Here is a 25765-nt window from a genome sequence, read left to right as displayed (position 1 = left end):
CTCGGTGCGGCGGTGGGTGCCTCGCGTGCGGCGGTGGACGCGGGCTGGTACCCGCACACCAACCAGGTGGGGCAGACGGGGAAGACCGTCTCCCCGCAGTTGTACATCGCGGCCGGTATCTCGGGAGCGATTCAGCACCGGGCCGGTATGCAGACCTCGAAGACCATCGTGGCGGTCAACAAGGACGCCGAGGCCCCGATCTTCGACCTGGTCGACTACGGCGTGGTCGGCGACCTCTTCGAGGTCGTCCCGCAGCTGACCGAGGAGGTCAAGACCCGCAAGGGCTGACCGCTCGATCGATGTCCGTGAGGCCCCGTACGCACTGCGCGTACGGGGCTTCACGTGCGTCAATGGGGTGTTGACCTCCACTCGGGGCCCGTATAACTTCACTTTACGGATATTCGTTTCCGCAGAGCGGAAATATCTGATCGGTTCGAGTGAAGGTGAAAGGCGGAGGTGCGGGCATGACTCAGCACGAGACGGTGGGGACCAGCCTGCCGCGCGGCGTACGCGAAGGGATCACCGCGTCCCTCGCCCCCGTCGACGCGGACCTCGCCCGCCGCTACCCGGGCGACTCCGGCACCCGCCAGCCTGTGCACACCGTCTACGTCCCCGCCGACGCCCTCACCGACACCACCGTGCGCGACTGGGGCGACCAGGCGCTCGCCGCCCTCGACGCCCACGCGCCCGACGCCGACGCCCTCGCCGCCGTCCTCGGCCTCCCCGGTGAGCTGGCCGAGCCCGTGTACCGGCGGGTGCGCGCGAAGCTGGAGCGCGAACCGGTCGAGGACCTGCGGATCGACTTCGAGGACGGCTACGGGCCGCGCCCCGACGCCGAGGAGGACGCCGCGGCCACCCGTGCCGCCTCCGTGGTCGCGGCCGCCCACGCGGCGGGCACCGCACCGCCCTATGTGGGCATCCGCATGAAGTGCATGGAGGCCGCCGTCCGTGACCGCGGCATCCGCACCCTCGACATCTTCCTCACCGGACTGATGGACTCCGGCGGGCTGCCGGACGGTCTCGTGCTCACCCTCCCCAAGGTGACGTACGCCGAACAGGTCAGCGCCATGGTCCGGTTGTGCGAGGAGTTCGAGAAGGCCCGTGGGCTTCCGGCGGGCCGACTGGGCTTCGAGATCCAGATCGAGACCACCCAGGCCATCCTCGGCCCCGACGGCCGCGCCACCGTCGCCCTGATGATCGACGCGGCCGGGGGCCGTGCCACCGGACTGCACTACGGCACCTTCGACTACAGCGCCTCCTGCGGCGTCAGCGCCGCCCACCAGGCCATGGACCACCCCGTCGCCGACCACGCCAAGGCCGTCATGCAGGTCGCCGCCGCGGGCACCGGCGTACGGCTCTCCGACGGCTCGACCAATGTGCTTCCCATCGGCCCCACCGAGCGCGTCCACGACGCCTGGCGGCTCCACCACCGCCTCGTCCGGCGGTCCCTGGGCCGCGCGTACTACCAGGGCTGGGACATGCACCCCGGCCATCTGCCCACCCGCTACGCCGCCGTCTACGCCTTCTACCGGGAGGGCCTGGAGACGGCGGCGGCCCGGCTCTCGGCGTATGTGAACCGTACGGGCGGCGACGTCATGGACGAGCCCGCGACCGCCAAGGCGCTCAGCGGCCATCTGCTGCGCGGGCTGGACTGCGGCGCGGTCGACGCCGCCGAGGTGGAACAGCTGACCGGACTGGGCCGCGCCGAACTCGACGCCCTGGCGGGCCGCGCCCCGCGCTGAGCCGGTCGGCCGCGCCCGCCTGATCCGCCTGGCCACCTCCGCTCACCCCTCCGTGTCACCCGGGATGCGCGGCCGCCGGGGAGGGCGGGAGATGGTGGCATGGTCAGAAGTGCCGTGTCAGCCCTGCTGATCCTGCTCGGCTGCCTGCTCGTACCGGTGTCCGTGCTGACGGTATGGGTCCACGGCATCGTCCTGGACACCGATCGCTACGTGGCGACGGTCGCCCCGCTGGCGACCGATCCGGCGATCCAGGAGGCGGCCGTGGACCACGTCAGCGAGGCCGTCGACCTCCGGCACAACAGCCGGAAGGTCACCGCCGACATCGCCGACTGGCTGCGCGAGCAGGGGCTGCCGCCCCGGGCCGCCGACACCATCGAGGGCCTGGCCCCCCAGCTGGACGCGGCCCTCGACCAGGCCGTGCGCAAGGTCGCGACGCACATCGTGCACACCGAGGAGTTCGCCGCCGTATGGACCGGCGCCAACCGCGCCGCCCATGCGGCCGTCGTGCACGCCCTCACCGGCGAGGGTCACGGCCCCGTCGGCGTACGCGGCGACACCGTCACCCTGAACGTCGGCGCCGCCGTGGAGAAGGTCAAACTCCAGCTCGTTGACGCCGGATTCCCCTCGGCGAACGACATCCCCGACATCCATCGGCGGACGATCCTCTTCCACTCCCACCACCTCGACCGCATCAAAAAGGCGGTACGCCTGCTCGACCTGGCGAGCAACTGGCTGCCCATCCTGACCATCGCGCTCGGCACCACCGGTGTCCTGCTCGCCCGGGGCCGCCGCCGCGCGCTCGCCCTCGCCGGCCTCGGCGCCGCCGTCGCCTCGCTGGCCCTCGCCCTCGCCCTCACAGTGGCCCGCCGGTACTGCCTCGACCACGTGCCGCCGGGCGTGCTGTCCCGCGCCGCCGCCTCGGCCCTCTTCGACACCGTGGTGCGCTTCCTGCGGGTCACCGTGCTCACCGTGCTGGTGCTCAGCGCCGTCGTCGCGGCGGGCGCCTATCTGGCCGGGCCCGGACGGCTGCCACGCGCCGTACGGGCCACGGGCGAGCGCACCGCCGAGTCCGCCGCGCACTGGTGCGCGGCCCGCGGGATGCGCACCGGACGGGCCGGGACCTGGACCGCGGACCACCGGCGGGAGCTGACGGTCGCCGCGCTGCTGACTCCGGCCGCCGTCTTCGCGTTGTGGAACCACCCCACCGTGCTGACCGTGCTGTTCCTGGTGCTGGTCCTGCTGGCCGCCCTCGCGGTGATCACACTGCTGGCCGCGACGGGCCGTACCAGAGGCTGAGTCAGGGGGTGAGTCAGGGGGTCAGGATGAGCGCGATGAAGAGTAGACAGGCGGCGACGTTGACCACCCAGCTGTGCGTGTTCAGCCACTCCCGCAGCCGGGGCATCGCGCGCCGCGCCCGGCTACGGAAGACCAGGTAGAGCAGGAGCGGCAGCGCGGCGATCAGCACGGTGGCACCGATGAACGGCAGCGCCTCCGCCGGCCCCGCCCGGTGCTGCTCCAGATGCGCCCCCACCGTCAGCATCACCATGATGTCCGACGGCATCAGCAGGATCACCAGCAGCCCGGTCCGCAGGGCCCGCAGAGGGCCCGCGTCCATCAGCGAGCCCAGCCACTTGGGCGGCTCGACGGATTCCCGGCGCACCCCGTTCTTCACCGCGACCAGCACCAGCAGCCCCACCAGCACCAGCTGCACGATGACGGCGGCCGACCCCGGGTCGGATGGTTGGCCCAGCGTGACCGCTTGGCCCAGGAGGGCGAAGATCCCCCGGGTGACGGCGACCCCCACGGCTGTCGCGACCGCCACCCCGAGCAGGAACGCCGAGGACACCCGCACCGGCCGCGCGGTGGTCACCAGGATCACGGCGGCCACGATCTGCGGCCCCGCCATCATGGTGACGGCCAGCGGGAGAATCTGGAGGTCCATGGCCTGCCCTTCCGGCCCCCGTTCGTCCTGCCTCCATTGCTGCGCGGCCCAGCCCGCGGCGCACCCGCTGCTGCGCCGACCGGGTCCCGCGCACCCGCCGAACGCGCCGCGTCCGCCGCCGTACGCTGGAAGCGTCGGCTCCGGTGGTGGCTGTCGGCCCCGCCGGGCGTGTCCGACGGGAGGCAGACGATGGACTACCCCTTGCTCAATGTGTTCTGGACCACGATGTGGATCTTTCTGTGGGTCCTGTGGCTGATGCTGCTCTTCCGGGTGATCGGGGACATCTTCCGCGATGACTCGCTCAGCGGCTGGGCGAAGGCGGGCTGGTGCGTCTTCGTCATCGTCCTGCCCTTCCTCGGCGTCTTCGTGTACCTGATGGCACGGGGCCGCGGGATGGGCCGGCGCGAGATGAAGCGGGCCGAGCAGGCGGAGGAGGAGTTCCGGGAGTACGTACGGGGGACCGCCGGAACGAGCCACGCCGAGGAGCTGTCGCGGCTCGTGGAGCTGAAGAACCACGGTGACATCACGGCCGAGGAGTACGAACGCGCCAAGGCCAAGGTGCTCGCCGCTTGATGAGACGGGCGGTACAGGGATATTCAGGACGGTGACAGTTCGCCGGAGCCGCGGGCGATCAGGCGGGTCGGCAGCACGACCCGGCGCGGTGCGCCGCCCGCGCCGTCGAGGCGGCGGAACAGCAGATCCGCGGCGGTGCGGCCGAGCTGCGCCGCGTCCTGGGCGACCACGGTGATGCCGGGGGAGAGCAGATCGGCCAGCTCGAAGTCGTCGAAGCCGACCAGGGCCACGGGCGCGGCCGGTGCGGGGCGCTCGGCGAGGACCCGCACCACCGTGACCGTCACCCGGTTGTTGCCCGCGAAGAGCGCGGTGACCGGCTCGGCCGCGTCCAGCATGGCGGCGGCCGCGCCGCGCACCCGCTCCGGGTCGGTGGGGCCCAGGGAGAGCCAGCCGTCGTGGACCGGAAGCCCGGCCGCGGCCATCGCGGCGTGATAGCCGCGCAGCCGCTCGGCGGCGGTGTGGATGCCCGGCTGGTCTCCGAGGAAGCCGATCCGGCGGTGGCCATGGGCGATCAGGTGGGCGACCGCGTCCCGCGCGCCGCCGAAGCTGTCGGAGAGCACCGCGTCGGCGTCGATGCGGCCCGCCGGTCGGTCGACGAAGACGGTGGCCACCCCGGCCGCCATCTCGGGGGCCAGATAGCGGTGGTCGTCGCCCGCCGGGATGACGACGAGGCCGTCCACCCGGCGGGCGCACAGGGCGAGCACCAACTCCTGCTCGCGGACCGGGTCCTCGGCGCTGGACCCGTTGATCAGCAGCGCGCCATGGGCCCGGGCCACCTCCTCGACGGCACGGCTGAGCGGGCCGTAGAACGGGTCGGCGAGGTCCTCCAGGACGAGGCCGACGCTCGCGGTGCGCCCCTTGCGGAGGATGCGGGCGCTGTCGTTGCGGCGGAAGCCGAGCGCGGTGATCGCCTCCTGGACGCGGGCCTCGGTGTCGGGGGTGACGCCCGGCTCGCCGTTGACGACCCTCGAGACCGTCTTGAGGCCGACTCCGGCCCGGGCGGCGACGTCCTTCATCGTGGGCCGGGAGCCGTAGCGGTGCGGTCGGGTGCTGTCGGCGATGTCCCGGGCGGTGTCGGTCACGGTGGGCTCGTCCCGTCGCTGGTCGTCGTGGCGGAAGGGCGGAAGGGGTGTCGAGCATAGACCCTGGACAACGTTGTCAGCGGCAGGGAAGACTGTGGCCGCATACTGATGACACCGAGGCCCACCAGGAGAGTCGACAGCCATGGCACGTGACCTCATCGCCGCGCTGGACATCGGCGGTACCAAGATCGCGGGTGCCCTGGTGGACGGCGGCGGCAAGCTGGTCGTACGGGCCCGGCGCGCGACCCCCGCGCAGGGCGACGGCCCGACGGTGATGGGGGAGGTCTCCGCGGTGCTCGGCGAACTCGCCGCCACCGCGCACTGGTCCCGGGTGGCCGCCGTCGGGATCGGCAGCGCGGGTCCCGTGGACGCCTCCGTGGGCACCGTCAACCCGGTCAACATCCCCGGCTGGCGCGACTTCCCGCTGGTCGCCGGGGTCCGGGAGACCACCGGCGAGCTGCCGGTCACCCTGGTCGGCGACGGACCGGCGATGACCGCCGCCGAGCACTGGCAGGGCGCGGCGCGCGGGCGTGCGAGCGCGCTGTGCATGGTGGTGTCCACCGGTGTCGGCGGCGGACTCGTACTGGGCGGGCGGCTCCACCCCGGCCCCACGGGCAACGCCGGGCACATCGGTCACATCAGTGTCGACCTCGACGGCGATCTGTGCCCGTGCGGCGGGCGCGGCTGCGTCGAGCGCATCGCCAGCGGCCCCAACATCGCCCGCCGGGCGCTGTCCGGCGGCTGGCGGCCGGGCCCGGACGGCGACACCAGCGCCGCGGCCGTCGCCGTCGCCGCGCGCGCCGGTGACCCGGTCGCGCGGGCCTCGTTCGACCGCGCGGCGCAGGCCCTGGCCGCCGGGATCGCCGCGACCGCCGCGCTCGTCGAGATCGAGGTGGCGGTGATCGGCGGCGGGGTCGCGGGCGCCGGGGACGTGCTCTTCGCGCCCCTTCGGCGCGCCCTGCGCGCCTACGCGACACTGAGTTACGTCCAGGGTCTCGAGGTCGTACCGGCGCAGATGGGCACCGACGCGGGGCTGGTCGGGGCGGCCGCCGCGGCCGCGCAGGAGCAGCGGCTGGAGGGATTCGGCCCGGTGGGCGCGCCTGGCGGCGCCGCTTGAGCCGCGCTGTCACCGGCTGCCCCTAAGCTGTTCGCTCACTGCTGGCGATGCGAGGGAGCCGATGGTGGCACCGGGGGACATGGGCGGTGATCTGTCCGGCAGGCTGCTGGGCGGGCGCTACCGGGTGACGGGGCAGCTCGGCCGCGGCGGCATGGGCGTGGTCTGTAGAGCGGTGGACGAGCTGCTGGGCCGGGAGGTCGCGGTCAAGGTGCTGCGCGCCTACACCGACGCGTCCGGCGCGGAGTTGGCCGATCTGCGCACCCGGATGCAGCGCGAGGCGCGCGCCGCGGCCCGGATCCGCCATTCGGGTGTGATCACGGTGCACGATGTGGCGGACGAGGACGGGCTGCCGGTCATCGTGATGGAGCTGATCGACGGCCCGTCCCTCGACGACCTGATCGACGAGCGCGGTGTCGTCGATCCCCTGGAGGCCGCGCGGATCGGCGCGAAGGTGGCCGACGCGCTCGCCGCGGGCCATGACGCCGGGGTGCTGCACCGCGATGTGAAGCCGGGGAACGTGCTGCTCGACCGCGGGGGCCGGGTGGTGCTCACCGACTTCGGCATCGCGAGCATGGAGGCGCCCGACGACGGCGCGACCACCAAGCTGACCCGCAGCGGCGAGTTGATCGGCTCGCTGGACTACCTGGCGCCGGAGCGTGCCCAGGGCCAGGACCCGGGCCCGGCCTCGGACGTATGGGCGCTGGGCATGACGCTGTACGCGGCGGTGGAGGGCTCGTCGCCGTTCCGCCGCACCTCCGTGTGGTCGACGCTGACCGCGATCGTCACCGAGCCGCTGCCGGAGCCCCGGTTGGCCGGTCCGCTGGCGCCCGTCCTGCGCGAGCTGATGGACAAGGACCCGGAAGGGCGTCCCACGGCGGCCGAGGCGCGGCAGCTGCTGGAGGCGGTCGCGGCGGGGGCCGTGCCGGAGCTTCGGCCGTCCCCTCCACAGGCCCCGCCGGTCCTACGGACCCCGCAGGCGTCGCAGGTCCCGCGGACCCCGACCGCCCCGGATGTCGCGGCCGCGCAGCCGTTGGTGGGTGCCGGCCCCGGGGAGGGCGGCCCGCCGGGGCCGGGGCGCGGCCGGACGCGGGCGCTGGTGGCGGCGGCGGTCGCCGGTGTGGTGCTCGTCGGCGGCGGGGTGACGTACGCGCTGCTCGGCGGCGAGGGCGACCGCACGACGGCGGGCCGGTCGCCGGGGCCGACGGGATCCGGGGCGGCGACGTCCGGCGGAGGGGACCGCGAGGCGACGGGCGAGGCGGGTACGAGCGGCCCGCGGGCGAGCGGGGCGGCGTCCCCACCGGCCTCGCGCGCACCGAGCCGTGCGGAGGGCGGCGGGGACGACGGCAAGGGCGAGGCCGGGAAGACCACCGGCGCGGCCTCCCCGACCTCCAGTCCCGGGACCGCCCCGGCGTGCGGCGACATCGGCGGCGGCAAGTACAACTGCGTGGTGTGGCGCGACGCCACCTCGTACACCCACGGCGGCGAGCCGGTCGGCACCCTGAAGCAGGGCGTCAGCTACTTCTACTGCCAGGAGAACCTGAACCGCCCCGAGCGGTACGGCAAGTGGACGAACGTCTGGTGGGCGAAGACGGACGACGACAACGGCAACAAGGACGTGTACGTCAGCGATGTGTACGTCCGGGGCGGCGACAACGACCAGCCCCTCCCCGGGCTGCCGGTTTGCTGAGACAGGGGGAGCGGGCCGGTCGCCGGGGCGGGACGTCAGCAGCTGAACGCCGCGTCCGCCCAGTCCCCGTGGTCGCTGGTGACGTCGTCCCCGCCGTCGGTGACGACGAGCCGGACCGTCGTCGCGCCGTCGACGGCGGCGCTGATGGCCTTGGCCGGATCGGCGTTGGTCAGCGTCCCGGTCGACAGCACCTTGGTGTCGTCCGCCCACACCTCGAAGGCGACCGTTCCGGCGGTGCCCTCCTCGTCGTCCACGCCGACCTTCGCGGTGAACGCGGTGCAGTGGCCGCCGGTGTAGTACGTGACCTCACTGGGCGCGTGCACGCCCAGGCCCTTGGCGTGGACGGTGCCGTCGAGGGTGATCGGATGACCGTCGCCCGCCGCGTTCTCGCCGACGCTGGTGTCCTTCTCGGCCGGGCCCCAGCCGTTGGCCGCGCTCAGCCACGGCAGATCGCTCGCGTACGTGGCACCGGAGGGCGGCGCGACCACCACGTTGACCGGCACGGGCAGTTCGGTGCCGACCTTGTCGCCGCGCGCCGAGCGGTAGGAGGCGCGTACGGTCAGCTCGTACGCCCCGGGCTTGACGTCCTTCGGAGCGGTGACCTGCCAGCGGGTGGCGAGCCTGCTGCCGGTGGGCAGGGTGGCGGCCCGGGTCGGTGAGCTGGTCCTGATGCGCCAGCCGTCGGGGCCGGTGAGCGTGACCCCGGCCTGGTGGGCGGCGGTGCCGCCGAGGTTGCGCAGCGCCGTCTCGACCGGTGCGGTGGCTCCGGCCTCGGTGAACGGGGCGGCGTCGGCGCCGAGTTCGGCGGCGGGCGGGTACGAGGCCCAGCGCCGGTCGGCGGAGACCCGGTAGAGCACCGTGCCATGCGCCGGGACGGTGGCCGCGACGGAGCCCGCGGTGTTCTGGTCCTGGTTCCGCCACAGATCGCGCAGCCGGTATCCGTCGGCCTGCGGCAGGCCGAGGCGGGCCGCGGTGGTGGCGATGCGCTGCGGCCGCTCGGTCTCGTTGAAGAGGGCGACGGCGCGGCTGCCGTCCGCCATCTCCTTGGAGATCACCCAGCGCCCGCCCTCGGAGGAGAGCACGGTGCCCTGCTTGCCCAGCGGGTCCTGGTCGACGGCGATGACCTCGCGATTGCCCAGGATCTCGAACGTCTTGGCGCCCGCCTTGCGCAGATCGGTGCCGATCAGCAGCGGCGCGGCCATGATCGACCACAGCGAGAAGTGGCTGCGGTACTCGGTGTCCGTCATGCCGCCGTTGCCGACCTCCAGCATGTCGGGGTCGTTCCAGTGGCCGGGCCCGGCGTACGGGGCGAGCGGCAGGTTCTTCTTGGCGATCGACAGCATGCTGCCCCAGCTGTCGCTGATGTCACCGGTGGTGCGCCAGAGTTGGCCGACATCCGCCGCCCATTCCCACGGCTTGTTCTGCCCCCACTCGCAGATGCTGTAGACGATCGGGCGCCCGGTGGTCTCGGACGCGGCCTTCAGCGCGTCCCGCATGGTGCGGTAGCGCTGCTTGGCGTCTACGCCCTGGTTATTGCAGTTGTCGTACTTGAGGTAGTCGATTCCCCAGTCGGCGAACTGCTGGGCGTCCGACCTTTCATGGCCCAGCGCCCCGGGGAAGCCCGCGGTGTTGCAGGTCTTGGTGCCCGCGCTGGTGTAGATGCCGATCTTGAGGCCCTTGGAGTGGACGTAGTCGGCGACGGCCTTGATGCCGTTGGGGAAGCGCACCGGGTCCGGGACGAGCTTGCCGTTCGCGTCGCGCTGCGGCAGCGCCCAGCAGTCGTCGAGGTTGACGTAGGTGTATCCGGCGTCCTTGAGCCCCTTGCTGACGAAGATGTCGGCGATGCCCTTGACCATCGCCTCGTTGAAGTCCGCGCGGCAGTGGGTGGAGTTCCAGTTGTTGAAGCCCATCGGCGGGGTGAGCGCGAGCCCGCCCTCGGCGGCGGCTGGTGGGGCGGCCGCCGCTGGTTCGGCCGTGGCCGGCTGGGCGGCGGCGGGGAGGGTGAGACCGGCCGTGCCGAGCAGTGCGGCGGCCAGTCCTCCGATGACTGTGTGTCTCGCGGTACGTAAAGAGCGGTGGCGCATGATGCGGATCCTCCGTTCTCAACGGGTGACGCAGCGTCGCCGATACGTCACATGCGAGCGTTTACGGTAGGCCGTGTTGGAGTCTGTTGGAAGAGATGCGGTAACAGTTGTTCGATATCCCGTCCAAACCCTTGACTATGCCGCCTCTCGCCCGATGTGATCCAGCCACTCGCGTTCGGTTGTGTTTGATTGATCCTCTGTGGAGGGCTCATGGCGCAGTCATCGTCAGGACATCGGATCTCCCGTCGGACGTTGCTCCGGGGCACCGCGATCGGGGCCGGGGCGGTCACCCTCCCGGCGCTCCTCACCGCCTGTGGTGGTCCGGGCAACGAGGTGAAGATGGGCTCCAATGCCTCGGACGCCGTGCCCCGCAAGGCGTTCGCCGAGGTGTTCGCGGCGTACGAGAAGAAGTCGGACAAGAAGGTCAAGGTCAACACCGTCAACCACGAGGCCTTCCAGGAGGGCATCAACCGCTATCTGAAGGGCACCCCGGACGACGTCTTCATGTGGTTCGCCGGATACCGCATGCAGTTCTTCGCCGAGCAGGGGCAGCTCGCCGAGATCGGCGATCTCTGGAAGGGCTTCAGCGGTTTCTCCGACGCGCTCAAGAAGCAGTCCACCGGTAAGGACGGCAAACAGTACTTCGTGCCGTATTACTACTATCCGTGGGCGGTCTTCTACCGGAAGAGCGTCTTCGCGCAGCACGGCTACGAGATCCCCAAGACCTTCGACGCGTTCCGGGCGCTCGCCAAGCGGATGGACAAGGACGGCCTCGACGCCATCGCCTTCGGCGACAAGGACGGCTGGCCCGCCATGGGGACCTTCGACTATCTCAATATGCGGGCCAACGGCTACGACTTCCATATCTCGCTGATGGGCGGCAAGGAGTCCTGGACCGATCCCCGCGTCAAGCACGTCTTCGACCTGTGGCGCGGCCTCATGCCGTACCACCAGCAGGGCGCCAACGGGCGCACCTGGCAGGAGGCGGCGCAGAGCCTGGCGCAGAAGAAGTCCGGCATGGCGGTCTTCGGGCTGCCCCACCCCGGGCAGCAGTTCTCCGCCGCCGACCGCGACGACCTGGACTTCTTCCCCTTCCCCGAAATCGACTCCGCCTACGGCCAGGACGCCGTCGAGGCGCCGATCGACGGATTCCTGCTGGCGAAGAAGTCCAAGCGGCAGAAGGAGGGCAAGGAACTGCTGAAGTACCTCGCCACCCCCGCTGCCGAGGAGATCTACCTGAAGCGGGACCCCAACAACATCGCGTGCAACGACAAGGCGGCCACCTCCGGCTACAACGCGCTCCAGAAGAAGGCCGTCGCGCTCGTCTCCGGCGCGAAGCAGATATCGCAGTTCATGGACCGCGACACCCGCCCCGACTTCGCGTCGCAGGTGATGATCCGGGCGATCCAGCAATTCATCAACAAGCCGAACGACATCGACACCCTGACCAAGGACATCGAGTCCCAGAAGAAGACCATATTCGCCGACAGCTAGGAGAATCGCGCCGTGCCGCTCACCACCGCGCGGCGTGCCAAACGGCGGGGACCGCGGAGGTTCACCTCCCGCGACCTCGCCGTCATCGGCGTGCTGCTGGGCATACCCGTCCTGCTCGACCTGGCCCTGGTCTGGGGCCCGACCCTCGCCTCCATCGGTCTGTCCTTCACCAGCTGGGACGGGATCGGCGACCTCCACTGGGTCGGCTTCGACAACTACCGGAACCTGTTCACCGACTATCCGCCGTTCTGGCCCGCCGTACGCAACAATCTGCTGTGGGTGGCCTTCCTCGGCTTGGTCGCCACGCCCTTCGGACTACTGCTGGCCGTCCTTCTCGACAAGGGCGTCCGGTTCAGCCGCTTCTACCAGTCCACCCTTTACATGCCGGTGGTGCTTTCGCTCGCCATCGTCGGCTTCATCGCCCAGCTGATCTTCTCCCGCGACCAGGGCGCGCTGAACGCGATTCTCGGCGACAAAAGCCATCCGGTGGACTGGATCGGCGACCCCGACCTCAATATCTGGATGGTGCTGCTCGCGGCCGCCTGGCGGCACACCGGGTATGTGATGATCCTCTATCTGGCGGGGCTGAAATCCGTCGATCCCTCGCTCAAGGAGGCCGCCGCGATCGACGGCGCGAGCGAGACCCAGAGTTTCTTCCGGGTCGTCCTGCCCACGCTGCGGCCGGTCAATGTGATCGTCGGCGTCATCACGGTCATCGAGGCGCTGCGCGCGTTCGACATCGTCTACGCCATCAATCACGGCCGCAACGGGCTGGAACTGCTCTCCGTGCTGGTCACGGACAACATCATCGGTGAGGCCAGCCGGATCGGATTCGGCTCCGCCATCGCCGTCGTCCTGCTCACCGTGTCGCTGGGATTCATCGTGACCTATCTGGTCCAGGAGCTGCGAGGGGAGAAGAAGGGATGATCACCGGCATCCGTCCGGCCCCCGTACCGGCCACAGACCCGGTGAGCGGACCGGGGCGGCGCCGGGTCCGCCCCGGGCGGCTCGGTCTGCACGCGTTCCTGATGACCGTCTCGCTGGCCTTTCTCGCCCCGCTGCTGCTCGCCGTCTACGCCTCGCTGCGGCCGTACGAGGAGACCGCCGAATACGGCTATTTCTCGCTGCCGCGCCATCTGTCGTTCGATTACTACAAGCAGGCGTTCACCGACTCCGGGATGGGCAAATATTTCCTCAACTCGATCCTCATCGCCGTCCCCGGAGTGCTGCTGACGCTGTTCCTCGCGTCGTTCGTGGCCTTCTCCGTCACCCGGCTGAAAATGCGGGGCGGGCTCGTCCTGCTGATGGTGTTCACGGCGGGGAACCTGCTACCGCAGCAGGTCATCGTCACCCCGCTGTACGTCCTGTTCACCAAGATCGAACTGCCCTACTGGATGTCGGACTCGATGACGATGTACGACTCCTACTGGGCCGTGATCGCCGTCCAGGTCGCGTTCCAGGTCGGCTTCTGCGTCTTCGTGCTCGCGAATTTCATGCGCACCCTGCCGATCGAGATCATCGAGGCGGCGGTGGTGGACGGCGCGGGCGTGTGGACGCGGTACTGGCGCATCACGCTGCCGCTGTGCCGACCGGCCCTCGCCGCGCTCGCCACGCTGCAATTCACCTGGATGTACAACGACTTCCTGTGGGCGCTCGTCTTCATCTCCGACGGCGACAAGCTCCCCGTCACCTCCGCGCTCAACAACCTGCGCGGGCAGTTCTTCACCGACTACAACCTGCTGGCGGCGGGCTCGGTGCTGGTGGCGCTGCCCACGGTGCTCGTCTTCCTGCTGCTCCAGCGCCACTTCATCGCCGGGCTCACGCTGGGCGCCAACAAGGGCTGATGGCTCCGCGGCGCCCGGCGGCCCCGTGCCGCGGGGCTCCGCGGAGGGGGGGGCTGCGGCGGGCTTCTCGGGGGGCGTCGGCGGGGGCTTCGCGGGGGCGCGATCCGTGACTCAGTCGTATTCGGGCGTTTCCGTGGCAGGGTGATGCGGGCAACTGTCAGGAGGCGATGGATTAGGGGGAAATGTGATCGTCTGGCTGAACGGTGCGTTCGGCGCGGGGAAGACCACCGCGGCCCGTGAGTTGGTGGACTTCATGCCCGGCAGCACGTTCTACGACCCGGAACTGGTCGGCAACGGTCTGCGCATGATGCTGCCGCGCAAGCGTCTGGAGCAGGTCTCCGACTACCAGGACCTGCCGTCCTGGCGGCGGCTGGTCGTGGACACCGGCGCCGCGCTGATAGCGGAGGTCGGCGGCCCGCTCGTGGTCCCGATGACGGTCCTCAGGCAGGAGTACCGGGACGAGATCTTCGGCGGCTTCGCCGCCCGGCGGATCCCCGTGCGGCACGTCCTGCTGCACACCGATGAAACGATCCTTCGCCGACGTATAGCCGAGCGCGAGGAGATACCCGGCGACGCGGACGCCAGTGAGTCCGTGCGCCGCTGGTGCCTGGACCACCTCGCGCCCTACCGCGCGGCCCTGAACTGGCTGACCACCGACGCCCATGTGGTCGACACCACCGGGCTCACCCCGCGCCAGACCGCCCAGCACATCGCCGACGCCGTCCGCGAGGGCGCCGGGAACTGCGACATCGTGCAGACGCCCGAGCCGACGGCCGAAACCCTGGCGGCCGGGGTCCTGCTCTTCGACGAGGCCGACCGGGTGCTGCTCGTGGACCCCACGTACAAGCCCGGCTGGGAGTTCCCCGGCGGCGTCGTCGAACGCGGCGAGCCGCCGATGTGCGCCGGGCGCCGCGAGGTGGCCGAGGAGCTCGGCGTACGGCTCGACGAGCCGCTGCGGTTGCTCGTCGCCGACTGGGAACGCCCCCAGCCGCCCGGCTTCGGGGGCCTGCGGCTGCTGTTCGACGGCGGTCGGCTCACGGCCGGGGAGGCCCAGGAGGTGCTGCTGCCCGGCGCCGAACTGCGCGGCTGGCGCTTCGTCACCGAGACCGAGGCCGCCGACCTGCTCCCCCCGGTCCGCCTCAGCCGCCTCCGCTGGGCCCTCCGCGCCCGCGAACAGGGCCGCCCCCTGTACCTGGAGGCCGGAGTCCCCATGGGCTGACCGACGGCCGGGCGGCGCGTGCCGTACACCCCGGCGGTGCCGTACACCCCGGCGGTGCCGTACGCCCCGGCGCCGCGGGCCGCCCGGCTGGGGCAGCGACGGCCTGGCCGGAACCGTCGGCGTCCGGGTCAGGACTTCTTGCCGGTCGCGTACGCGCCCAGGAACAGCGCCTCGGTGAGGGCGAGCTTTTCCAGTTCCTCCGGCGAGACGCTCTCGTTGACCGCGTGGATCTGCGCCTCCGGCTCGCTCAGGCCGATGAGCAGGATCTCCGCCTCCGGGTACAGCGAGGCGAGCGTGTTGCACAGCGGTATCGAGCCGCCCTGGCCCGCGGTGGCCATCTCCTGGCCGTCGTACGCCTCCCGCATGGCCTCGCGCATCGCCTCGTACGCCGGGCTCCCGGTGTCCGCGCGGAACGGCTGGCCCTGGCCGACCTGCTCCACCGCGACCCGCGCGCCCCACGGCGCCGCCGCCTCCAGGTGGGCGGTCAGCAGCCGGTTCGCCTCGGCCGCGTCCACGCCCGGCGGCACCCGCAGGCTGACCAGCGCCCGCGCGCTCGCCTGGACGGAGGCGGTGGCGCCGACGACCGGCGGGCAGTCGATGCCCAGCACCGTGACCGAGGGGCGGGCCCAGATGCGGTCGGCGACCGTGCCCGAGCCGATCAGTTCGACCCCGTCCAGCACCCCGGCGTCCTTGCGGAAGTCCTCCTCCGGGTACTGGAGGCCGCCCCAGGACGTGTCCGGGGCGAGGCCGTCGACCGTCGTGGAGCCGTCCTCCGCGCGCAGCGAGTCCAGCATCCGGATGAGCGCGGCGAGCGCGTCCGGGGCGGCGCCGCCGAACTGGCCGGAGTGCAGATTCCCTTCGAGCGTGTCCACCGAGACGCGCAGCAGCGTCATCCCGCGCAGCGTCGCGGTGACGGTCGGCAGCCCGACCCGGAAGTTGCCCGCGTCGCCGATCACGATCGCGTCGGCGGCCAGCAGTTCCGGATGCGCCTCGGCGTACCGCTCGAGCCCGCCCGTGCCCTGCTCCTCCGAACCCTCCACGATCACCTTGACGTTGACCGGGACGCCGCCGTGCTCCTTGAGCGCGCGCAGCGCCGTGAGGTGCATGATCAGGCCGCCCTTGCAGTCCGCCGCGCCGCGCCCGTACCAGCGGCCCTGCCGCTCGGTCAGCTCGAACGGCGGGCTGAGCCAGGCGTCCTCGTCCAGCGGCGGCTGCACGTCGTAGTGCGCGTAGAGCAGCACCGTCGGGGCGCCGTCCGGGCCGGGCAGGAAGCCGTAGACGGACTGGGTGCCGTCGGGGGTGTCCAGCAGCGCCACGTCCTCGAACCCCTCGGCGCGCAGCGCGGCCGCGACCCACTCCGCGGCGGCCTCGCACCCGCTGCGCGGGAACTGCGCCGGGTCCGCCACCGACGGGAAGGCCACCAGCTCGGCCAGTTCGGCCAGGGCACGGGGCTGGAGTGCGGCGACGGTGGCGGCGAGGTCCTGGGCCATGGGGGAACGCTCCTGGGATGCGCGGCGTTGGGTGGTGATGTGCGGGTCTGTGCGGTGGCCCGATCATCCCACAGCAGGTTCACGCGGAGGTGAGCCGTAGGATGCCCGGTAGGCGCATCAGGACGGGCGATTGGGAGCGGAAGCACACGTGAGCAGCGACAACGCAACCCCGGACAAAGAGACGGTATGGGATGTCGTCGTGGTCGGCGCGGGGCCCGCGGGTGCCTCCGCGGCCCACGCCGCGGCGTGCGCCGGCCGCCGGGTGCTGCTGCTGGAGAAGGCCGAACTGCCCCGCTACAAGACGTGCGGCGGTGGCATCATCGGCCCGTCGCGCGAGGCGCTGCCGCCGGGTTTCGAACTGCCGCTGCGTGAGCGCGTGCACGCGGTGACCTTCTCGATGAACGGCAAGCTGTCCCGGACCCGCCGCTCCAAGCACGTGCTGTTCGGGCTCATCAACCGGCCGGAGTTCGACGCCGGTCTGGTCGAGGCGGCCAAGGACGCGGGCGCCGAGGTGCGTACCGGTGTGTCCGTCACCCGTGTCGAGCAGCACGGCCCGTCGGTGCCCGACCGCCGCACCGTGGCCGTCGTGCTCGCGGACGGCGAGACGGTGCTGGCGCGGGCCGTGGTCGGCGCGGACGGCAGCGCGAGCCGGATAGGCGCGCACGTCGGGGTGAAGCTCGACCAGGTCGACCTCGGCCTGGAGGCGGAGATCCCGGTTCCGGACACGGTCGCGGAGGACTGGGCGGGCCGGGTGCTCATCGACTGGGGCCCGATGCCCGGGAGTTACGGCTGGGTCTTCCCCAAGGGCGACACGCTGACCGTCGGCGTCATCTCGGCGCGCGGCGAGGGCGCCGGGACCAAGCGCTACCTCGAGGACTTCATCGCGCGGCTCGGCCTCGCCGGATTCGAGCCGAGCGTCTCCTCCGGCCATCTGACCCGCTGCCGCGCCGACGACTCGCCGCTCTCCCGCGGCCGGGTGCTGGTGTGCGGGGACGCGGCCGGGCTGCTGGAGCCGTGGACGCGGGAGGGGATCTCCTTCGCGCTGCGCTCGGGCCGCCTCGCGGGGGAGTGGGCGGTACGGATCGCCGAGGCGCACGACGCGGTGGACGCCCGGCGCCAGGCCCTGAACTACGCCTTCGCGATCAAGGCCGGGCTGGGCGTCGAGATGGGCGTCGGCCGGAGGATGTACGCGGTGTTCGCCCGCCGCCCCGGGATGTTCCACGCGGCGATCACCGGCTTCCGCCCGGCGTGGCGCGCGTTCACCAAGATCACGCGCGGTACGACGACGCTGGCCGACCTCGTCCGCACCCACCCGGCGGCGCGCCGGGCCCTGGCGGCGATGGACAAGAAGTGAGGGACAGGAAGTGAGGGACGAGAAGTGGCGGACGCCTACTCGCCGGTGACGCTGATGCGGAAGACCGGGTGCATGAGCGCGATCCGGGCGAGTTCGCTGTCGGGGGAGGTCGCGGTCACGCCGTCGAAGAAGGCGCCGACCTCCCACCCCCACCGCTTCAGATAGGCCCGCAGCACCGCCGCCTTCTCCTCGCCCTCGGGCAGCTCGGCGACGGTGAACGTCCGCGTGCTGCGGCCCTTGCGCAGCTGTCCGCCCCCGGCCGCCCGCAGATTGCGCACCCAGTGGGCGTTGCCGCGCGCCGAGACGAGATAGCGCCCGCCGTCCAGGGCCAGCGGGTTGACCGGGACGCGCCGCAACGCCCCGCTGGTCCGGCCGGGCACGGACAGCTCCGCCGCGCCGAAGAAGCTGAGCCCATGGCGCGCCAGCCAGGCCACGGCACCGTTGAGGGGCACCTCGAAGCGGCGGGGCTCGATGTAGTGCTGTGTCATGACGTCCTCCGTGTGCCGTGACCACGATGAGAGCGGTGCTCTCGTTCAGGAGCATTGTGCACACGGCGGTCGGAGTCTGACAAGAGCAATGCTCTCGTTTTGGTGCGGCGCTCCGAAAGATGGCAGACTGGCCGCATGACCGCGATCCGAGGGGCCAGGGAACGGGCCCGCGCCGAAGTGACCGCCGCCATCAAGGAAGAGGCGCGCCGCCAGCTGGCCGACCAGGGCGCGGCCAAGCTGTCGCTCCGGGCCGTCGCTCGCGAGCTGGGCATGGTCTCCTCCGCGCTCTACCGCTACTACCCGAGCCGCGACGAGCTGCTGACCGCGCTCATCGTGGACGCGTACGACGCGATCGGCGCCGCCGCCGAGGGCGCGCTCGCCACGACGCGCGGCGACGACGATCCGGTGGCGCGCTGGACCGCGGTCTGCCGGGCGGCCCGGGCCTGGGCGCTCGCCCACCCGCACGAGTACGCGCTGATCTACGGCTCCCCGGTGCCGGGCTACTCCGCGCCCCGGGCCACCGTCGCCCCCGCCTCCCGCGTCGCCCTCGCCCTCATCGCCGTCGTGCGTGACGCCCACGCCGCGGGCGCCCTGCGCGTACCGGAGGAGGCGGAGCTGCCGGAGGGGGTGCGGGCGGACGTCACGGCCCTGGCCGACGCCCTCGGCACCGAACTGCCCGCCGCGGCGCTCGCGACCATCGCCGCGGTGTGGGCGCAGCTGTTCGGGATGATCAGCTTCGAGCTGTTCGGCCAGTTCCGGGGCGTGGTGGAGGCAAGGGAGGAGTTCTTCACGCACACGGCCGCCGCCCTGGGGCGGCAAGCGGGCCTGGGGTAGCGGAACTGCTTACGGACCGCCGCGGTCTACTCCGGCGGGAGTACGGGCGATCACCGCGCGCGGGGGACGCCGTTCGCGGGCGGCCGGTCTAGCGTTACCGGTATGCACGAATTCACGGGGGAGCACGGTCCGGAGCGGGTTCCGGGGCGCGGACCGGGCGGGCGGTGGCGCGGAGGGCCGTGGCAGGGCGGACCGTGGCACAAGGGGCCGTTCGGCCCGCCGGGCGCGGCCGTGCCCTGGCGCTCCTCGCTCGCCGTCGCCGTCGTCCAGCTGGTGGGCACGGGGTTCGCCGCACACCGGCAGCCCGACCGGACGGACCTCGGACCCGGTATCTACGCGCTGCTCCTGGCCGGGCCCGCGCTGCTGCTCCTGCGCCACCGCCACCCGCGGCTCACCGTCCTCGGCGTCTCGGCGGTGACCCTGGGCTACCTCGCCGCCGGCGGCCCGGGCGGCCCGGTCTTCCTCAGCGTCGTCGTGGCCTGCGTCGCCGCCGTCGCCGCCGGGCAGCGGGTGGCGGCCTGGTGCGCGGTCGGCGCGCTGTGGGCGGGGCGGCTGCTCATCGCGCACTGGCTCTACCGCTGGCTGCCGCCCCCCGGCGACGGGTCCGCCGGATGGGGACAGGAGGTGGCGATCGCGGCCTGGGCGGCGGCGGTGCTCGCCGCGGCCGAACTCGTCCGCGTACGGCGCGAGCAGTGGGCCCGCGAGCGGGCGGAGCGGGCGGCGGCGCTACGGCGCCGGGCGGACGAGGAGCGGCTGCGGATCGCCCGCGAACTGCACGACGTCCTCGCCCACAGCATCTCGGTCATCAACGTGCAGGCGGGCGTCGGCCTCGCCCTCCTCGACCAGGACCCCGAACAGGCCCGCACCGCGCTGACCACCATCAAGGCGGCCAGCAAGGAGGCGCTGGGCGAGGTACGCCAGGTCCTGGACACCCTGCGCGCCCCCGGCGCCGCGCCGCGCCAGCCCGCCCCCGGTCTCGACCGGCTGCCGGAGCTGACCGAGCAGGCCGCGGGCGCGGGGCTGACGGTGGAGGTGGAGACGCGGGGCGCACGGGCCGCCCTGCCGCCGGGCACGGACCTGGCCGCGTTCCGCATCGTCCAGGAGGCGCTGACCAACATCGTCCGCCACTCCGGCGCGCGGAGCGCGCGCGTCCGGTTGTCGTACGCCCCGGACGAGCTGGAGCTGCGGGTGGACGACGACGGCCCGGCGACCACCGACGACACGGCGGATGACACGGCGGACGGCGTGACGGGCGGCGGCAACGGCCTGGTCGGCATGCGCGAACGCGCCGCCGCCCTCGGCGGCACGGTGGAGGCGGGCCCGCGCCCGGACGGCGGGTTCCGCGTGCACGCCCGCATCCCGCTCACCGTGACGCCCGCGCCGCGCGACGAGCCCGCCACGCCCGATGCCACCGAGGAGTCTCAATGACGAAGTCAAGCCGCCTGCGCGACCGGCGGGGCGGGGGTGAAGACCCGGTCGTCGCGCAGGAGCGCCCACAGCACGCCGGCCCGGCGGCGGGCCAGGGCGATGACGGCCTGGACATGCTTGCAGCCTTCGCCGCGCTTTTTCAGCCAGGGCGCCCCGGAGAGGCCGGACGGCCACTCCTTGGCAGCCACACAAGGCAAGACACCGTCAGCCACATCCGGCCCTCCCGGGCCGCCCAACAACTTACGGAGACACCGTGAGCCGAGTGATCCGCGTCCTGCTCGCCGATGACCAGATCCTGGTCCGGGCGGGCTTCCGGGCGCTGCTGGCCGCCCAGCCGGACATCGACGTGGTCGCCGAGGCCGCCGACGGGGAGCAGGCCCTGAAGGCGGTGCGGGAGCACCGCCCCGACGTCGTGCTCATGGACATCCGCATGCCCCTCCTCGACGGCCTCGCCGCGACCCGCCGGATCACCGAGGACCCCGCCCTCGCGGAGGTGAAGGTGGTCATGCTGACCACCTTCGAGCTGGACGAATACGTCTTCGAGGCCATCCGCGGCGGCAGCTCCGGATTTCTGGTCAAGGACACCGAACCGGAGGAGCTGCTGCGCGCCGTGCGGGCCGTGGTCGACGGCGACGCGCTGCTGTCGCCCGGGGTCACCCGCCGCCTCATCGCCGAGTTCGCCGCCCGTTCGAAGGAGCCCGCGCCCGCCTCGGTCCTCACGGAACTGACCGAGCGGGAACGCGAGGTGATGGCCCTGGTCGGGATCGGTCTGTCGAACGAGGAGATCGCGCGGCGGCTGGTCGTCAGCCCGCTCACCGCCAAGACCCATGTGAGCCGCACGATGGTCAAGCTGGGCGCGCGCGACCGCGCCCAACTCGTCGTCCTCGCCTATGAGTCGGGTCTTGTGCGCCCGGGCTGGCTGGGCTGACGCCCCGGCGTATCTGGCTAGAACAGCGCCTCGGGGCTCGCCGCCTCCCGCGCCGGAGCCTCCACCGGGGCCGTCGTCTCCGCGTCCGCCGCGGCCGCGCCGAGCGGACGGCCCGCCAGCAGACGGCCGTCCAGCAGCAGGGCGCGGCCGTCCGACGCGGTCAGCTGGATGTCCGGGCCCGCCACGCCCTCGACGCGCCCCGCCACCGTGCGATCGGCGGCGAGCCGCACCACCCCCTGCACCGGACGCAGCCGCTCCAGGTGGAACGCCTCGTCGTGGTGGACCGGCGCGAAGGCGATGAGGGCCAGCGACTCGGGCAGGCCGCCGAGCCCGCCCGCCCGCGCGTGCAGCGCCGCGAGCTCGGCGGCGCGGCGCTCCCGGGGCGGCGGCGCCTCGCGCGCGGCGCGCTTCGCGGCGTACGGAAAGCGGTCCGGGACGCCGAGCGCGGCGCCCAGCACGGCCTCCGCGCGGCGCGCGGCCATCAGTGGGCCCCGGCCGAGCAGGGCGTACGAGAGGGCGGCCTGCTCCAGCAGCCGTACGCCCTCCCGCTCGGCCGCCGTGATGCCGACCTTCACCAACCCCGGCCCGAACCAGGCGAGATAGACGTCGTACGGGCGGGGGTCGTCGCCGCGGGTGTCGGCGGCGACCGAGTACGAACGGTCGAGCCGGGCGCAGTCCGCGCACTGGGCCGATACGGGGGACGCCGCCAGCTCGGCGTCGTCCGGGCACGGGGTGTGCCGGGCGCCCCGGCGCACCCCGGTGCAGTGGCGCCCGGGCCCGGTGGTGAAGGCCAGCGGACGGTCCGGCGTCAGCGCGGACGTCCGCTCACCGTGCGCCGGGTGGCGCCACAGGAGCACCGGCCCGGAGCCCCGGGACCACCGCAGCCCCGCGCACCGCCACCGCCGGTCCCCGGTCATCCGCGCCGCCGCCCCCGGGACAGCCACAGCACCCGGATCACGCGGTAGGCGAACCCGGTGGTGGCCGCGGCGGGGGCCGCCGTCCGCCACGCGGACTCCTGGGCCCGCCCCAGCTCGCCGAAGAGCGCGGGGCTCGCGACGGCGACGAAGAGGACGGCCGCCAGCAAGGCGCCCGTGACCAGGGCGAACACGATCTCCACGGTGAGCGCGTCCCGCTCGGCCTGGCTACGGGGTCCGGTCATCCGGCATCAGTCCTCTCTCCCCAGCATGTCCGCTCACACCTGCGACTGCTCCCGCCACACCTGCGCGAGCGACAGGTCGCCCTTGCCGCTCAGCGCGCTGTACGGCAGGCGGTTCCACGCCACGAGGTACAGCTCGCCGACCGGACCCGTCAGCTCGCAGTCCGCGTCCCCCTCGGCGCCGCGTGTGGTGTGCGGGGGCTCTTCGGAGAGCCGCACCGTCCAGACGTCGTCGGTGTCGGTGGCCCGCAGCCGCAGGGTGCGCGGGGTGTCCATCCGGACCCGGCTGCGCTCCCGCCCGTGGAAGCGGGTCAGCAGCTCGTCGATCCCGTCCGCCGCGAAGGCCGGGTCGAACGGCGAGTGGTCCGCGCCCAGCGCCGATTCCGCGTCGACCCGGTGGATCGCCGTCTCATGGGCCTGCCGCCGGGCCCAGAACGCCAGCGGTGAGGGTGCGGGCAGGAAGGCGAAGCACTCCAGGTCCGGATCGGCATCGGTGAGCGCCTTGACCAGCGCACGATGCCCCTCCCGGAACCAGGCCACCAGCTCGGCGCCGTCCAGCTCCGGGCCGTCACCCGGCCGCATCCCCTCCGTCAGGCCCTCGGTGACGTACCGGGTCGCCCACCGGTGCACCCGCCCGGTGTGCGACAGCAGCTCCCTGACCTGCCACTCGGGGCAGGTGGGCACCCGGGCGTCCGTGCCCGCCTTGCCCGCGGCGTCGGCCATCAGGTGTCCCTCGCGGTCCAGGACGTCGATCAGCTCGGCAATCTCCATGGCGGAATTCTGCCAGCCACCACCGACATGCGGGGTGACCTGGCAGAATTCAACCAACCCCGGGGTGTGCCGCGTTGCGCGTGGCGTACGCGACGACGGCCGCGACGCCCGCCAGCGCCGCCACCGTGGTGAGGGCGGCGGGCAGCGAGAGCCAGTCGGCGAGGAAGCCGATCGCGGGCGGGCCCAGCAGCATGCCGCCGTAGCCGAGGGTGGAGGCCGCGGCGACCCCGCTGGGGCCGGTCAGCGCGCCCGCCCGGGCGATGGCCACGGGGAAGAGGTTGGCCAGGCCGAGACCGGTGACCGCGAAGCCGAGCAGGGTGAGCCAGACCGTGGGCGCGAGGGCGCCCAGCAGCATCCCGGCGGCTGCCGTGGCGCCGCCCGCGGTCAACGTCGTGGTCTGGCCGAGCCGTTCGAGCAGGGCCGTGCCGGACAGCCGCCCGATGGCCATCGTCAGCGCGAAGACGGAGTAACCGGCGGCGGCGACCCCGGCGGACGCGTCGAGGTCCTGGTGGAGATGGAGGGCGGCCCAGTCCGCCATCGCCCCCTCGCCGTACGCCGTGCACAGGGCGATCAGGCCGAACACGGCGACCAGCCAGCGCGCGGGCCCCCGCCGCGCCCCGGCGGATGCCCCAGCCGCCGGGCTCGTCGTGGTTTCGGGCGGCGACGGCGGCGGAACGGAGAGCAGCGTCCGGCCCGCGCCCGCCGCGAGCACCAGCCCGACGGCGGCCAGCAGCGCCAGGTGGCGGGTGGGGGAGAGATGGTCCGCGATCAGCCCGCCGAGCCCCGCCCCGGCCATGCCGCCCAGGCTGAACGCGGCGTGGAAGCTGGGCATGACCGGCCTGCGCAGCGCGGCGATGAGGTCGACGGCGGCGCTGTTCATGGCGACGTTGAGCCCGCCGAAGCCGGTGCCGAAGACCAGCAGCACCAGTCCGAGGGCGAGCGCGGAATGGGTCAGCGGCGGCAGCGTGACGCTGAGCGAGAGCAGCACCGCGAGGGCGACCGTCGTGGCGTGGCTGCCGAAGCGGCGGCAGAGCCATCCGGTGGTCGTCATGGTGGCCGTGGCGCCCACCGATACGCACAGCAGGGCCAGTCCCAGGGCGCCCGCGGAGGCACCCGTCTGGTCCTTGATCGCCGGAATGCGGGCCACCCAGCCGGCGAAGACGAATCCGTCGAGGGCGAAGAAGACGGTGAGGGCGGCGCGGAGTTGGGAGAGGGGGCGCTCGGGAGCGGCGGTGGCGCGTTTCCCCGTCATGGCCGTCCATGTTTTGTTTGGTGTCGGCACAAAGTGAGAATAGAGCCGTGACCCAGACACGGACAAGGCTCGAGCGGGGCCGGGGCGCTCTTGGCCCGGCACTGGCACTCGTACACACCGGCCGCGCGCCCACCCGCGCGGTGCTCACGACCGAACTCGGGGTGACCCGCGCGACCGCGGGGGCCGTCGCCGCCGAACTGGAGGCGCTCGGCCTGATCGAGGTCGACGCGCGGCCGCTCGGCTCCGCCGGATCGCAGGGCCGCCCGTCGCACCGGCTGGCGGTCGCGCCGCGGGGGCCCGTCGCGCTCGCCGCCCAGGTCCACGCCGACGGCTTCCGGGCGGCGCTCGTCGGGCTCGGCGGGAACATCGTCGCCACCGCCCCCGGCTGCATGACGGTGCCCGCCGACCCGGCGCACGTCATCGACGCGGTCGTCGAGGCCGGGGCCCAGCTGCTGCGCGAGACCGGCCGCCGCTGTGTGGGCGCCGGTCTCGCGGTGCCGTCCGCGGTCGCCGAACCGGAGGGCACCGCGCTGAACCCGCTGCACATCGCCTGGCCCGCGGGCGCGCCGGTGCGCGAGCTGTTCACCCGGAGCCTGGCCGCGGCGGGTATCCGCGGCGCGGACGGGGAACCCCCCACCGGCCACGCGGGCAACGACGTCAACCTCGCCGCCCTCGCCGAGCACCGGCACGGCGCCGGGCGGGGCGCCCAGCATCTGCTGTGCGTCGCCACCGGACACCGCGGCGTCGGCGGCGCGCTGGTCCTCGACGGGCGGCTGCACACCGGCAGCGCGGGGCTCGCCCTGGAGGTCGGCCATCTGACCGTCAACCCCGAGGGACCGCCCTGCCACTGCGGCAGCCGCGGCTGCCTGGACATCGAGACCGACCCGCTCGCCTTCCTCACCGCCGCCGGGCGCGACCCCGGCCCGGAGGTGTCCCTGCTCCAGCAGGCTCGCGACCTGATCCGCGAGGACTACGCCGACCCGTCGGTGCGGGCCGCCGCGGAGCAGCTCATCGACCGGCTGGGCCTCGGGCTCGCCGGGCTCGTCAACATCCTCAACCCCGACCGCATCATCCTCGGCGGCCTCCACCGCGAGCTGCTGGGGGCCGACCCGGAGCGGCTGCGGGCCGTCGTCGCCGAGCGCAGCCTGTGGGGGCGGAGCGGGGGCGTGCCGATCCTGGCGTGCACGCTGGACCACGACAGCCTGGTGGGCGCCGCGGAGTTGGCATGGCAGCCGGTGCTGGACGACCCGCTGGCGGCGCTCGGCGTGGCGTAGTCACCG

General features: G+C 73.0%; 24 protein-coding genes and 1 pseudogene. 15 read left to right on the top strand and 10 right to left on the bottom strand.

Translation table 11 applies throughout. The features are described 5' to 3' along the window. The 3 genes from LCH29_RS30570 to LCH29_RS30560 form a co-directional block, all read left to right on the top strand. Positions 1-288, top strand: a 288-nt coding sequence (locus LCH29_RS30570) for an electron transfer flavoprotein subunit alpha/FixB family protein (RefSeq protein ID WP_446464926.1), incomplete at its 5' end; no start/stop codon positions are given. A gap of 176 nt (positions 289-464) precedes the next feature. Beyond that, entirely contained in the window at positions 465-1742 is a 1278-nt protein-coding gene (locus LCH29_RS30565; protein WP_446464925.1) for a DUF6986 family protein, read from the top strand. 99 nt (positions 1743-1841) lie between these two features. After that, positions 1842-3038, top strand: a complete 1197-nt coding sequence (locus LCH29_RS30560; RefSeq protein ID WP_446464924.1) for a hypothetical protein — start codon at positions 1842-1844, stop codon at positions 3036-3038. Positions 3039-3051: 13 nt separating this feature from the next. On the opposite strand, the gene LCH29_RS30555 is transcribed toward LCH29_RS30560, so the two are convergent. Continuing rightward, the gene (locus tag LCH29_RS30555) at positions 3052-3684 is read right to left on the bottom strand and encodes a GAP family protein (RefSeq protein WP_446464923.1); all 633 of its coding nucleotides are present in this window, start codon (positions 3682-3684) and stop codon (positions 3052-3054) included. Positions 3685-3873: 189 nt separating this feature from the next. Between LCH29_RS30555 and LCH29_RS30550 the strand changes: the two genes are divergently transcribed. Further along, on the top strand, positions 3874-4257 hold the full coding sequence (locus tag LCH29_RS30550) for an SHOCT domain-containing protein (protein ID WP_446464922.1): 384 nt from the start codon (positions 3874-3876) through the stop codon (positions 4255-4257). A gap of 23 nt (positions 4258-4280) precedes the next feature. Here LCH29_RS30550 and LCH29_RS30545 read toward each other — a convergent pair whose 3' ends face one another. Continuing rightward, entirely contained in the window at positions 4281-5339 is a 1059-nt protein-coding gene (locus LCH29_RS30545; protein ID WP_446464921.1) for a LacI family DNA-binding transcriptional regulator, read from the bottom strand. Positions 5340-5481: 142 nt separating this feature from the next. On the opposite strand from LCH29_RS30545, the gene LCH29_RS30540 reads away from it, so the two are divergent. Further along, complete coding sequence (locus LCH29_RS30540; RefSeq protein WP_446464920.1) at positions 5482-6456, top strand: ROK family protein; 975 nt, start codon at positions 5482-5484, stop codon at positions 6454-6456. Between the two features lie 61 nt (positions 6457-6517). Further along, positions 6518-8143, top strand: a complete 1626-nt coding sequence (locus LCH29_RS30535; protein ID WP_446464919.1) for a serine/threonine-protein kinase — start codon at positions 6518-6520, stop codon at positions 8141-8143. Positions 8144-8178: 35 nt separating this feature from the next. Here the strand turns inward: LCH29_RS30535 and LCH29_RS30530 are convergent, their stop codons facing one another. Beyond that, positions 8179-10227, bottom strand: a complete 2049-nt coding sequence (locus LCH29_RS30530; RefSeq protein ID WP_446464918.1) for an NPCBM/NEW2 domain-containing protein — start codon at positions 10225-10227, stop codon at positions 8179-8181. A gap of 210 nt (positions 10228-10437) precedes the next feature. Between LCH29_RS30530 and LCH29_RS30525 the strand changes: the two genes are divergently transcribed. From LCH29_RS30525 to LCH29_RS30510, 4 genes are all read left to right on the top strand, one after another. Then, positions 10438-11721 (top strand): ABC transporter substrate-binding protein, encoded by a 1284-nt coding sequence (locus LCH29_RS30525; RefSeq protein WP_446464917.1) that lies wholly within the window; start codon positions 10438-10440, stop codon positions 11719-11721. Positions 11722-11733: 12 nt separating this feature from the next. Then, the gene (locus LCH29_RS30520; protein WP_361476477.1) at positions 11734-12648 is read left to right on the top strand and encodes a carbohydrate ABC transporter permease; all 915 of its coding nucleotides are present in this window, start codon (positions 11734-11736) and stop codon (positions 12646-12648) included. Continuing rightward, complete coding sequence (locus LCH29_RS30515) at positions 12645-13565, top strand: carbohydrate ABC transporter permease (RefSeq protein WP_446464916.1); 921 nt, start codon at positions 12645-12647, stop codon at positions 13563-13565. Before LCH29_RS30520 ends, LCH29_RS30515 begins: the two co-directional genes overlap by 4 nt. A gap of 184 nt (positions 13566-13749) precedes the next feature. Further along, the gene (locus tag LCH29_RS30510; protein WP_446464915.1) at positions 13750-14784 is read left to right on the top strand and encodes an NUDIX hydrolase; all 1035 of its coding nucleotides are present in this window, start codon (positions 13750-13752) and stop codon (positions 14782-14784) included. A gap of 128 nt (positions 14785-14912) precedes the next feature. Here LCH29_RS30510 and LCH29_RS30505 read toward each other — a convergent pair whose 3' ends face one another. Further along, a complete protein-coding gene (locus LCH29_RS30505; RefSeq protein WP_446464914.1) occupies positions 14913-16274 on the bottom strand; it encodes a M20/M25/M40 family metallo-hydrolase in 1362 nt (453 codons plus the stop codon). 148 nt (positions 16275-16422) lie between these two features. Here LCH29_RS30505 and LCH29_RS30500 point away from each other — a divergent pair, with 148 nt between their 5' ends. Continuing rightward, positions 16423-17628 (top strand): geranylgeranyl reductase family protein, encoded by a 1206-nt coding sequence (locus LCH29_RS30500; protein ID WP_446464913.1) that lies wholly within the window; start codon positions 16423-16425, stop codon positions 17626-17628. Between the two features lie 35 nt (positions 17629-17663). Here the strand turns inward: LCH29_RS30500 and LCH29_RS30495 are convergent, their stop codons facing one another. Further along, complete coding sequence (locus LCH29_RS30495; RefSeq protein ID WP_446464912.1) at positions 17664-18116, bottom strand: nitroreductase/quinone reductase family protein; 453 nt, start codon at positions 18114-18116, stop codon at positions 17664-17666. A 135-nt stretch (positions 18117-18251) separates the two neighbouring features. On the opposite strand from LCH29_RS30495, the gene LCH29_RS30490 reads away from it, so the two are divergent. Together LCH29_RS30490 and LCH29_RS30485 are read left to right on the top strand one after the other, a co-directional pair. After that, on the top strand, positions 18252-18950 hold the full coding sequence (locus LCH29_RS30490) for a TetR/AcrR family transcriptional regulator (RefSeq protein WP_446464911.1): 699 nt from the start codon (positions 18252-18254) through the stop codon (positions 18948-18950). Between the two features lie 102 nt (positions 18951-19052). Beyond that, positions 19053-20378 (top strand): sensor histidine kinase, encoded by a 1326-nt coding sequence (locus LCH29_RS30485; RefSeq protein WP_446464910.1) that lies wholly within the window; start codon positions 19053-19055, stop codon positions 20376-20378. 5 nt (positions 20379-20383) lie between these two features. On the opposite strand, the pseudogene LCH29_RS30480 reads toward LCH29_RS30485, so the two are convergent. Next, positions 20384-20524 (bottom strand): annotated as a pseudogene (locus LCH29_RS30480) (IS110 family transposase); the annotation flags it as partial. Positions 20525-20640: 116 nt separating this feature from the next. Here LCH29_RS30480 and LCH29_RS30475 point away from each other — a divergent pair. Then, on the top strand, positions 20641-21306 hold the full coding sequence (locus tag LCH29_RS30475; protein WP_446464937.1) for a response regulator: 666 nt from the start codon (positions 20641-20643) through the stop codon (positions 21304-21306). Between the two features lie 17 nt (positions 21307-21323). On the opposite strand, the gene LCH29_RS30470 is transcribed toward LCH29_RS30475, so the two are convergent. The 4 genes from LCH29_RS30470 to LCH29_RS30455 are packed head-to-tail and all read right to left on the bottom strand — an operon-like array spanning position 21324 to position 24485. Continuing rightward, the gene (locus LCH29_RS30470; protein ID WP_446464936.1) at positions 21324-22223 is read right to left on the bottom strand and encodes a DUF2797 domain-containing protein; all 900 of its coding nucleotides are present in this window, start codon (positions 22221-22223) and stop codon (positions 21324-21326) included. Beyond that, positions 22220-22465 (bottom strand): DUF6332 family protein, encoded by a 246-nt coding sequence (locus tag LCH29_RS30465; RefSeq protein WP_446464909.1) that lies wholly within the window; start codon positions 22463-22465, stop codon positions 22220-22222. Before LCH29_RS30465 ends, LCH29_RS30470 begins: the two co-directional genes overlap by 4 nt. Before the next feature lie 33 nt (positions 22466-22498). Then, positions 22499-23233 carry a maleylpyruvate isomerase family mycothiol-dependent enzyme gene (locus LCH29_RS30460; protein ID WP_446464908.1) on the bottom strand — a complete coding sequence of 245 codons (735 nt, stop codon included), beginning with the start codon at positions 23231-23233 and terminating at the stop codon, positions 22499-22501. A 49-nt stretch (positions 23234-23282) separates the two neighbouring features. Beyond that, positions 23283-24485, bottom strand: a complete 1203-nt coding sequence (locus tag LCH29_RS30455; protein WP_446464907.1) for an MFS transporter — start codon at positions 24483-24485, stop codon at positions 23283-23285. A gap of 8 nt (positions 24486-24493) precedes the next feature. Between LCH29_RS30455 and LCH29_RS30450 the strand changes: the two genes are divergently transcribed. Continuing rightward, positions 24494-25759 carry an ROK family protein gene (locus LCH29_RS30450; RefSeq protein ID WP_446464906.1) on the top strand — a complete coding sequence of 422 codons (1266 nt, stop codon included), beginning with the start codon at positions 24494-24496 and terminating at the stop codon, positions 25757-25759. Positions 25760-25765 lie beyond the last annotated feature (6 nt).

Source organism: Streptomyces sp. BRA346 (assembly GCF_052851135.1).
This window is presented reverse-complemented; position numbering and strand designations above follow the sequence as displayed.

Coding starts and splice junctions, on each gene's coding strand:
- LCH29_RS30565 (WP_446464925.1), top strand. CDS start 465: ATGACTCAGCACGAGACGGTGGGGACCAGCCTGCCGCGCGGCGTACGC.
- LCH29_RS30560 (WP_446464924.1), top strand. CDS start 1,842: ATGGTCAGAAGTGCCGTGTCAGCCCTGCTGATCCTGCTCGGCTGCCTG.
- LCH29_RS30555 (WP_446464923.1), bottom strand. CDS start 3,684: ATGGACCTCCAGATTCTCCCGCTGGCCGTCACCATGATGGCGGGGCCG.
- LCH29_RS30550 (WP_446464922.1), top strand. CDS start 3,874: ATGGACTACCCCTTGCTCAATGTGTTCTGGACCACGATGTGGATCTTT.
- LCH29_RS30540 (WP_446464920.1), top strand. CDS start 5,482: ATGGCACGTGACCTCATCGCCGCGCTGGACATCGGCGGTACCAAGATC.
- LCH29_RS30535 (WP_446464919.1), top strand. CDS start 6,518: ATGGTGGCACCGGGGGACATGGGCGGTGATCTGTCCGGCAGGCTGCTG.
- LCH29_RS30530 (WP_446464918.1), bottom strand. CDS start 10,227: ATGCGCCACCGCTCTTTACGTACCGCGAGACACACAGTCATCGGAGGA.
- LCH29_RS30525 (WP_446464917.1), top strand. CDS start 10,438: ATGGCGCAGTCATCGTCAGGACATCGGATCTCCCGTCGGACGTTGCTC.
- LCH29_RS30515 (WP_446464916.1), top strand. CDS start 12,645: ATGATCACCGGCATCCGTCCGGCCCCCGTACCGGCCACAGACCCGGTG.
- LCH29_RS30505 (WP_446464914.1), bottom strand. CDS start 16,274: ATGGCCCAGGACCTCGCCGCCACCGTCGCCGCACTCCAGCCCCGTGCC.
- LCH29_RS30495 (WP_446464912.1), bottom strand. CDS start 18,116: ATGACACAGCACTACATCGAGCCCCGCCGCTTCGAGGTGCCCCTCAAC.
- LCH29_RS30490 (WP_446464911.1), top strand. CDS start 18,252: ATGACCGCGATCCGAGGGGCCAGGGAACGGGCCCGCGCCGAAGTGACC.
- LCH29_RS30485 (WP_446464910.1), top strand. CDS start 19,053: ATGCACGAATTCACGGGGGAGCACGGTCCGGAGCGGGTTCCGGGGCGC.
- LCH29_RS30470 (WP_446464936.1), bottom strand. CDS start 22,223: ATGACCGGGGACCGGCGGTGGCGGTGCGCGGGGCTGCGGTGGTCCCGG.
- LCH29_RS30465 (WP_446464909.1), bottom strand. CDS start 22,465: ATGACCGGACCCCGTAGCCAGGCCGAGCGGGACGCGCTCACCGTGGAG.
- LCH29_RS30460 (WP_446464908.1), bottom strand. CDS start 23,233: ATGGAGATTGCCGAGCTGATCGACGTCCTGGACCGCGAGGGACACCTG.
- LCH29_RS30455 (WP_446464907.1), bottom strand. CDS start 24,485: ATGACGGGGAAACGCGCCACCGCCGCTCCCGAGCGCCCCCTCTCCCAA.
- LCH29_RS30450 (WP_446464906.1), top strand. CDS start 24,494: ATGTTTTGTTTGGTGTCGGCACAAAGTGAGAATAGAGCCGTGACCCAG.